General features: G+C 57.0%; 7 protein-coding genes. 1 reads left to right on the plus strand and 6 read right to left on the minus strand.

Annotated elements, in window-relative coordinates:
• Positions 1-113 precede the first annotated feature (113 nt).
• The 6 genes from U869_RS0120170 to U869_RS0120195 form a co-directional block, all read right to left on the minus strand.
• On the minus strand, positions 114-2,732 hold the full coding sequence (locus tag U869_RS0120170; RefSeq protein WP_025123107.1) for a fimbria/pilus outer membrane usher protein: 2,619 nt from the start codon (positions 2,730-2,732) through the stop codon (positions 114-116).
• Between the two features lie 69 nt (positions 2,733-2,801).
• Complete coding sequence (locus U869_RS0120175; RefSeq protein WP_025123106.1) at positions 2,802-3,629, minus strand: molecular chaperone; 828 nt, start codon at positions 3,627-3,629, stop codon at positions 2,802-2,804.
• On the minus strand, positions 3,626-4,375 hold the full coding sequence (locus U869_RS0120180) for a molecular chaperone (protein ID WP_025123105.1): 750 nt from the start codon (positions 4,373-4,375) through the stop codon (positions 3,626-3,628). Before U869_RS0120180 ends, U869_RS0120175 begins: the two co-directional genes overlap by 4 nt.
• 9 nt (positions 4,376-4,384) lie before the next feature.
• Positions 4,385-4,945 carry a fimbrial protein gene (locus tag U869_RS0120185; RefSeq protein ID WP_025123104.1) on the minus strand — a complete coding sequence of 187 codons (561 nt, stop codon included), beginning with the start codon at positions 4,943-4,945 and terminating at the stop codon, positions 4,385-4,387.
• Positions 4,920-5,636 carry a molecular chaperone gene (locus tag U869_RS0120190; RefSeq protein ID WP_025123103.1) on the minus strand — a complete coding sequence of 239 codons (717 nt, stop codon included), beginning with the start codon at positions 5,634-5,636 and terminating at the stop codon, positions 4,920-4,922. Before U869_RS0120190 ends, U869_RS0120185 begins: the two co-directional genes overlap by 26 nt.
• Before the next feature lie 73 nt (positions 5,637-5,709).
• Positions 5,710-6,264, minus strand: a complete 555-nt coding sequence (locus U869_RS0120195; RefSeq protein WP_025123102.1) for a fimbrial protein — start codon at positions 6,262-6,264, stop codon at positions 5,710-5,712.
• Between the two features lie 984 nt (positions 6,265-7,248).
• Between U869_RS0120195 and U869_RS30985 the strand changes: the two genes are divergently transcribed.
• Entirely contained in the window at positions 7,249-8,520 is a 1,272-nt protein-coding gene (locus U869_RS30985; RefSeq protein ID WP_071998267.1) for an EAL domain-containing protein, read from the plus strand.
• Positions 8,521-8,537 lie beyond the last annotated feature (17 nt).

Consider the following 8,537-nt stretch of genomic DNA (forward strand, 5'->3'; position numbering starts at 1 on the left):
TCCTTCCCATACAATCCCAGACCCTTTACCAATCGTGATGGTTTCCGCCTGCGAATAAGGGGCAGCAAACGCCATCAGCGCCACCAGGCCCATCACTGCCCTTGTCATCGTTTTCATCCTTCCTCTCCTTTACAAAGCACAGTAACTGACCGTACCGGGTTGTTCTTTGACGCCACCGCCGTCCCCGCCAGGCTGTAGGTCGCACGGCACTGTTGTCCCGCCCCCCTGCCCCACTTCACCAGCAGCCTTCCTTCCTCCGGCAACCCACTCAGGTACACCTGGCCGTCATCGCCCACTATCCCGGTATTCGGCTCACGCCCCGGCGTTCCCTCCACCGTCACCAGCGCACCGAACGGCACCGCCGTTTTACCCTGCAACAGGGTCACCAACGCCTGATAACCCACCCGGGTCGCAAAGTTCGCCAGCACCACCGCCCCCTTGGTCGGGTACACGTTCACGCTCGACTGCGTCAGGTCCACATCGTCCGGCAGCGTCGCCGGATTCAGGCTGATGCTGTTGGCCTGGTAGTTCGACAGGTACGGCACCACCGCATACCCCCGCCCATCCGTCTGCACGTTGCCGCCGTTCATCACCTGAGTACCTGCAGCACCCGGCGCACTCACCACCGCTACCGAGCTCCCCAGCATCTGGCTCAGCGTCACCCCGCCCGGATGCACCAGAACGGCACCACTCCCCCCCAAGTTCAGCGACCGGTTGCTGCTGCTGTAACTGTACCCCCCGTTCACCATCCCCTTGCTACCCTGGTAGCCGGCATTCAAGGTACTGTTGCTGCTGCCCTGTCCGTTCGACCACCCCTGCATCACGCTGTAGGACATCCGGTCATCCAGGGCGTTTCCATTGATACCGGTCTGCTGTTGTACCTGCCCGTGGTTGTCATGGGTCATCTGGTAGCTGGCATAGGCACGACTCAACGACGACGCAGGACTGAACAGGTTTAACGGTACCTGAACGTTCAGCGACACCTGACGGTTCTCTGGCCAGTCACCACCATCCCCCTTGACCCGGTCAATGCTGTACGCCAGTCCGTAGCTCACCCCGCGATAGCTGCCGCTGTATCCCGCCGACACCGTGTTCATCACCTTGTCATTCCCCCAGTAGTCGTTGCGTGACGCAGACAGGTACAGGGAGCCCCAACTGTCCAGTTGCTGGCTGACCCGCATCTGGAATGCGGAGCGCTGGCGCTCCAACGCCCACGGTACCTGCCCGTCTCGTAACTGGTAACCCAGGTTGTTGAAGTCCGCAAAGCTGTAGTAATGGCGCGTCGAGTATCGATACGCCGTCAGGTCGACCGAAGTACCGGTTTCCAGCAGGCTCTTGGCATAGCGTACCCGGTACGAAGTACCCGACTGTCGTTCATCCTGCCCCTGCAGTTTGGCACTTGACGTAGTCACGTCCGCCGACAGTGCGCCAACATGCCCCAGCGAAAGCCCGCTCCCTGCCACCACGGAGGCATAGTCCTTCGCCACCAGAGTGCCTCCATAGAGCGTCACGTTGTGCGGCAGGCCGTAAATCGCCGTCCCCTGTACAAAGGTCGCCTCCTGGGAGCCTTCGGTAATGCCCCCGTTGTAACGCCCCGCCGTCAGCTCATACTTCAAGCTGCCCGGACGACGCATCACCGGCAGCGACGAGAACGCCACGCTCTGGGTACGTACCGTGCCGTCACTCTCTGTGATGGTCACCGTCAGGTCGCCACCACCGCCCGTCTGGAACAGGTCTTCGATACGGAACGGACCCGGTGCGACATAGGTCTGGTAAACCACGTTTCCATTCTGGCTTACCGTTACCCGGGCGTTGGTCTGGGCGATGCCGCTGATGACCGGCGCAAATCCCCGCAGACTGTTGGGCAGCATGTCGTCGCTGGAGTTGAGCCGCACACCGCGGAACGGTACGCTGTCAAATACGTCATTGTCAGTGCTGTTCTCTCCCGCCAGCACTTCCGAACGCCAGGCGGGGATATCCCGTTGCAGGTAGGTATTATTGAAGTCCGTATGCCGGGTGGTCTGCGACGCCATGTTGTCCGGGTTGCTGGTATTGTAAGAGGTGGTCAGGGTGCTGCGCAGACGCCACGCCTGCAGGTTGACTCCCCCCTGCACCGTACCGAACAGGTTGGTCTGGGTACTCCCCCCCATGCCCGGTTGGGCACTCTGCCAGTTGCGTCCACCGTTGACGTTGTAGTTCAACATCAGGGCGGGCACACCCTCGTCCCACAACGCAGGGTCGACCGAGCCTTGAGCGTTGGCCTGCATGGCGACCTGCGGAATGCTGAGGTCCAGACGTAACTGGGCAAAGTCGAACTTCACCTGCGACTCTGGAATGAGCGTCGACAGGTCCTTTACCGGTTCGCCCTTCGGCAACCCGACAAAAGCGGGCAGGGCCTGTGTATTGACGCCCTGTTCATGCAGGAATGCCGGTGTCAGTTCCGGCTGTATCTTCCCGTTCGCGTCCGCCTTGAACACCAGCGTATGCTGACCGCGGTCTACCTGATTGACAAACAGGCTGACGGTATAGGTCCCCGGCGGGACCTGTCCGGATGCCTCAAAATTGCTCAGGTCTACCGCCGATGCCTGCGTACCGCCCAGTGACAACAGACCCGGGTCAAAGTAGTCCCGCGCCTGGACCGGGCCGCCACCAACCAGCAGGGCCGCTGCCGTCAAGACAGGCAGTAGCGCTTTCTCTGTCTGTCGTGCTTTTGCCGTCGTCATCATTTTCATTATTGTTATCGCATCCCTAACGAAAGTCTTGTCCCCCCATTGCGACATATCTGTCGCAATGGCGAAAAACTACAGCGGACGTTGCTGGATGGGGGTATCCCAGCCATCTTCATCAATCAGTTGCCACGTCACACTCCCTGCTGTTACCGCAGGGAAGGAATAGACCTGTTTACCAAAAGGCGGCACCATCAGACGCAGTTGCGCCTTGTCCAGCGCTGCCGTCCCCACCTTCAGTCGGGAGAATGTCAGCCAGTACGGCGTCGGGTTATCGGCAATCAGCCGGTTCCCATCCCGCCGGAAACGCAGTTTCGACGCCACATCGGTGTCGACCAGCGCACGCTTGTTCAACCCCTCCGGACGGTAGAACACCTTGATATTGCTGACGACCGTCAGCACCATCTGCTGCGCATCCTGACTGCGCGCTTCCGGTGCCGTCTGTGACGGAATAGCCTTCATGGAAATAAAGAACACCGACTCCCGGTCCGAAGGCAGGACTTCGTCATTGCGCCGGATGCGCAGGGTCAGTTCCCCATTGGCCTCCAGACGGGCCAGCGGCGGCGTGACGATAAAGGGCATGGCCGTCGCAGTTGCACCTTTCTCACTCATGTCTACGTTGCCGGTTGCCGGGTCCACCGGTCTTATTCGCGACTGCATCAGGTAAGGGCGATCGGTCTTGTTATAGGCCGTCAGGGTGACCCCTTTCCTCTCACTCTCGGGATAAATCACACGAAGCACATAAAAGGAAATCCCCTTCGGCTCGACGTTGTCGGTCATGGTCGCTTTTGCGGCTGCCTCCGGGGCGGCCTGCGCACCTGCCAACAGGAATATGGCCGACAACAGAACCGCCCCACGAATACAGGTGCGCAATGGGCAGAACAAACGATATAACAGCGTCATGATGTTTCCTGTGTGGATGGAACAGTCTGTCGGCAACGTGCAGACAGGCCGCCGTAGTCGGTCACCGTCTGCCAGTCGGCCTGCCCTGACGTGCCCGTGACCCGATAGCGCACGCTCCCGAAGGGCGCCAGCATCGACGCAGACACATCCATATTGACCGGCGTGCCGTTGAACGTCAGGTGGCCCAGCGTCTGAAAATAAGGGGTCGGGTTCTCTACCCGGAGTCCGCCGGGCACCGGCATGAACCGCAACCGGCAGGCCGTCGTTTCCATACTCTCCTGCAACCCTGCCGGGCGATAAAACAGCTTGATGACAAACCGCATGCCCATCGACACCTGTACGGGCGCGATGTCTTTCCCCTCCCGTGCCGGAATGGCCAGCACCGACAGGTAAAATACCGACTCGCGGTCTTTGGGGTGTTCATCGCCCTGCGCCACAATACGCAACAACTGACGGTTGTCCGGCTGCAGGGTAAACAGTGGCGGCGTCACCACAAACGGTGCCGCCGTCGTCTCGTCCGGGGTCATCTGTACCCGGCTCTGGATGAGGTAGACCCGGCTGTCAGTATTTTTTATCGCCAGGGTCTGCGCCTTGTCGGTGGACAGAAACACCACTCGGGTCTGACTCAGGCTTACACCGCCAGGACTGCCGGGCGACGGCGCGGCCAGCGTGACACCGGACGCCAGCAACAGACCACCGGTCACCACCGCGAGCGCGCCACTCGGGCTGAAAAGAAATGTGCACATGGTTTTGCCTCAGCGGTAGGCCAGACTGAACGTGACGCGGGCGGTCAATCCCCCAACCTGCACGCTGCCACATCCCGTGCTGCCGCAGGTCATTCCGGCATAGAACATCAGGTTCTGGTCGACCGGATTGACGCCCTTTGCCGCCAGGGGGATATCATCATTATTCCTGACTTCTGTCGCACTGTAGGGCGGTGGTGCATCCGTCTCGACCAGCATCACGCCAACACCGGTTGCCACAGAATCCGTGGCACGGAACAGCCAGCGGCCGTCCTGGGTCATCCCGTCTCCGGTGATGTTGACTACCGGCGCCAAGGCCGCATCCGTGCCACTGCAGCCCTGCACCCGCAGCGTAAAGGGCTCGGCGGCAACCAGTGTCGCGGGTTGAAGTTGCGGTTGCGTGACCGTCCCCAGCGGCAGAATGCTCTTGTCCAGACTGAAAGTGCACGTACCCGGCATCAGGACCGCGGAGAAGTTGAGCGTCACCGCCCGCACCGGCATGGCGACACTGCCTCCCAGGACCAGGGTGCCCAGCAACAGAACGGCATTACGGCAAGGATTGAGTAAACGCATTCAGCCCCCCTTCATCGTTGATGGTCTGCCACCGTACCTGACCCGCGACGGTCTTCATCGGGAAGGTATGACTGCCAAACGGCGCCAGCATCAGCGCGGACGGCGTATCCAGCTTCAGCACCTGCTCACCGACCTGGACGCGGGCAAAGCTGACAAAATATGGCGACGGGTTGCTGACCTGCAGTCCACCGCTGACGCGGGTAAACTGCAGGCTTTGCTGCGCCGCCCGTGACGATGACGGCAACGAGGCGGGACGGTAAAACAGCTTGATGATGTTGCCAACGCCAAACTGGGCTGCGCCATGCACCCCGGCCCGCTGACTGTCGGACTGTGGTGTCGCACTGGCCGGAATGGCACTGGCATGAAGATAGAAGACCGACTCACGGTCGGCAGGCAGACTGGCGCCCTGTATCACAATGCGCATCTGGTTGACGCTGCTCGGCTCCAGGCGAAACAGCGGCGGTCGGACCGTAAACGGTGCCGGGCTGTAGCTCTCCTGCGACGCGCTCACACGGGCCTGTACCAGATAAGGTTGACTGGTGAGGGTGTTGCGCACGGTCACGCTGATGCTGTCGACCCCCTGAGGGTAAATCAGGCGGGTGGCATTGATGCCAAAACCGCCATTCTGGGCAGCGACAGAAAACGTGAACAGGGAAGACAGCATTGATAACAGCACGAGAATGCGGGGCATGTCACAGCTCCTGAACCTCAGACAATACCTGGATAAAAAGGTGGGCCGAAGCCCACCTGACACAAGGAGACAATCAGTTGTAGGCAAAGCTGAACAGGATCGGGGCATTGACTGCACCGATATTCACACCGGTGGTGCTGGTCGATGCCAGGCCGGCGGTCAGGCTCAGCGTCTGGCCATTGAAATCAGCGGCAGAAGGGGTTGTCCCCGCCGTCGCTACCGTCAGTTTGTCGCCGTTGGAAATATAGGTCCCCGCAGGCGCAGAAGCCTGACGCAACATCACGCCGGTGTTGGTGCCGGTGGTGTTGAACATGTTCGTGTTACCCGCCAGGGTCTGGCCGGTCACCACCAGACCAGCAGCGTCTGATGCCGCCAGTGGAGTCTGGCAGTTGCTCAGGCCTACCGTGAACGGGTGCTGGCTGGCAGGAATGGGCGTGGCTACGCCGGTAAACTGGGCTGGCGTGTAGTTGCCCAGATCCAGGTTGTTGGTGGAGAGGCTGACATCACAGGTAGCCGCAACGACGGTACCGGTAATGGTGATCTGGGCGTTGGAAGCGGCCTGGGCGCCACCGGCAACTGCGAGAAGCAACAGGGCAGCCGGGGTCAGGGTTAACAGATTCTTGCGCATCGTATTTCCTTATAGATTGAGAACTAAACGGTATTTCCCGGGAGAACCGGTACTGGATATGGCATCACTTCGCCACACACACAATCAACCCTGGAATTATTTCCCAGGATTGACATGATGTAATAACAAGCACTTTGCTTGCATAAAAAAACCGCCAATCAATTAGCTTTACACTTATTTGATTGGCGTATGACTGGAACTTTCCACCACTAAAAAAAGGCCATGAAAAACACCCCATTATTTAATGGGCAGGGGCGCCTTAATTAATTTTTTTGATATTCATCATTTCGTTTTTTTAACTATCATCATTTTCCGTATGGAGTGTGAACTATTTTAGTTGCGACCACTAACGATGAATAGCATTTTCTCCTAATCATACTAACCTCACATTTACATAAAGTTAAATTGTTTATAACGATCGATAAGTAACACATGATAGTTGAAACCTATCATGATTGCAATATTGATCGGGACAAACGATCGAAATGGTATTTGATTTTTAATAATACTTAATGTTCAACGATTTAAACCACTCCCCACCTCTACCCAAGCGCCCCTAATGAGAGCGTTTTATGTACAGAATCAACAAGAAAAGCTGCTTTACGCATCGCCAATGCATAATTGACGTGACAGTTTTTCCCCGTTGCGATAGAAGTCATCATACAATCTGCTAACAATTTGATTACTCTCTTTCTTACTAAAATACCGTTTCCTGGTACGTAAATACCCCGATGATAAATAAACTTGACGCCAGTGACTTAGGGGAATATACATACACCTGTTTAATTGATTGACTGAGGCTCTATTTTAAGGTGGGGCATTTAACCTTCATTATCAAATACATTACGCAACAAAAAAACGACATGTTGCCAGTCATGTCGTTTAAAAGCTCAGGTATAAAAACGCGGTATTAATACGGCAAGAGAAATCACAGATACCACTTGTCACAGGCCCATGCTCCATTCGGTTTTAAAAGAGGTCGTCATGCTCACCGTTCATTGTCACCCTGCCCTCTCTGAACGCTCTCTGACCCGTTTTACACTCTTGTGGCAATGGAGTCAGGATCATCCTGCCCTGACCTTGACGGCCGCCAAATGGACACGACACCTTGTCCTGCCGCTCGATACCCTCCAGCTTCTCAGGGTTTACCATCTGGATGAGAACAGCGTAGAACTGGACCTTCTTATCCAGCAGGATAACGAACCGTTTTGCCTGTACTTAAAAGGACGCAAGACCGACAGAATCTGGATGGGGAGCGCCCATGTCCACGCCGAGTCTTCGACCGTTGCTCTCCCAGAGCTTGTCACCCAGGTAATAACCGAACACCCCGTCCCCCATATCGGGTTGCCTTGGTCCGCTCTAGACAACTTTCCCCCCAAAGGGGGCCTATCAGCGGTCATTCGAAAGTTCAGCGAGTCCCCCCCGGCCCTGACCCCATCCGAGGGCGAACCGCGCCTTACCAAACCCCGATTGATATGGATAAAGTCACACCTGCACCAGGCTATTGTCTGTCACCAGTTGGTCATGTACTACCAACCCCGGGTGGTCAGTCTGACCGGAGACGTCCAGGGCGTAGAAGCGCTGGTACGCTGGTATTCACCGGAGCTGGGCATGCTGCTGCCATCAGAGTTTATCCCCTGTGCCGAAACGTCGGGTCTCATCGTTCCATTAGGACATTGGGTATTGCGTACGGTCACCCGACAGGTCGCGTCCTGGCAACAACAAGGGGTCAATGTTCGGGTTGCCATAAATCTTTCTGTAAAACAACTGGCCAATGACACCCTCATTGATGATGTGCGTATCGCACTGAAAGAAAACGGCCTTGCACAGTGTCCACTGGATTTCGAACTGACGGAAAGTGCGGCATGCGAAGATGAGGGCCGCACACAGGAAATCCTGGCGCGATTGCGGGCGCTGGGCGCACAGTTACATCTGGATGATTTTGGTACAGGGTATTCTTCGCTGGCGCGGCTGTCTGTTATCCGATTTGATGCCATCAAACTGGATAAAAGCCTGGTGCAAGGCGTGGACAACAACCCTGTTCTCCAATCACTGGTACAGACTGTCGTGAGCATGGCTGACGCACTTCACTGTCGGGTTATTGCAGAAGGCGTTGAAACAGAAGGAGAAAACAGCTTTCTTGACCAGGTCGGCATTGATGAAAAACAGGGTTTTCTGTTTGCACATCCAATGCCGCCGGAACGCCTGACAGCCTGGTTGCGCACTTATATCCCCAAACCTGGCGTTAACGGATGAACACGTCAGTGGAAAAC

The organism is Serratia sp. H1w (genome assembly GCF_000633355.1).
GTDB lineage: Bacteria > Pseudomonadota > Gammaproteobacteria > Enterobacterales > Enterobacteriaceae > Chania.

Excerpts from the sequence above, each read along its gene's own strand:
- U869_RS0120190 (WP_025123103.1), bottom strand. The coding sequence starts at position 5,636 with ATGCCCCGCATTCTCGTGCTGTTATCAATGCTGTCTTCCCTGTTCACG.
- U869_RS0120170 (WP_025123107.1), bottom strand. The coding sequence starts at position 2,732 with ATGAAAATGATGACGACGGCAAAAGCACGACAGACAGAGAAAGCGCTA.
- U869_RS0120195 (WP_025123102.1), bottom strand. The coding sequence starts at position 6,264 with ATGCGCAAGAATCTGTTAACCCTGACCCCGGCTGCCCTGTTGCTTCTC.
- U869_RS0120185 (WP_025123104.1), bottom strand. The coding sequence starts at position 4,945 with ATGCGTTTACTCAATCCTTGCCGTAATGCCGTTCTGTTGCTGGGCACC.
- U869_RS0120180 (WP_025123105.1), bottom strand. The coding sequence starts at position 4,375 with ATGTGCACATTTCTTTTCAGCCCGAGTGGCGCGCTCGCGGTGGTGACC.
- U869_RS30985 (WP_071998267.1), top strand. The coding sequence starts at position 7,249 with ATGCTCACCGTTCATTGTCACCCTGCCCTCTCTGAACGCTCTCTGACC.
- U869_RS0120175 (WP_025123106.1), bottom strand. The coding sequence starts at position 3,629 with ATGACGCTGTTATATCGTTTGTTCTGCCCATTGCGCACCTGTATTCGT.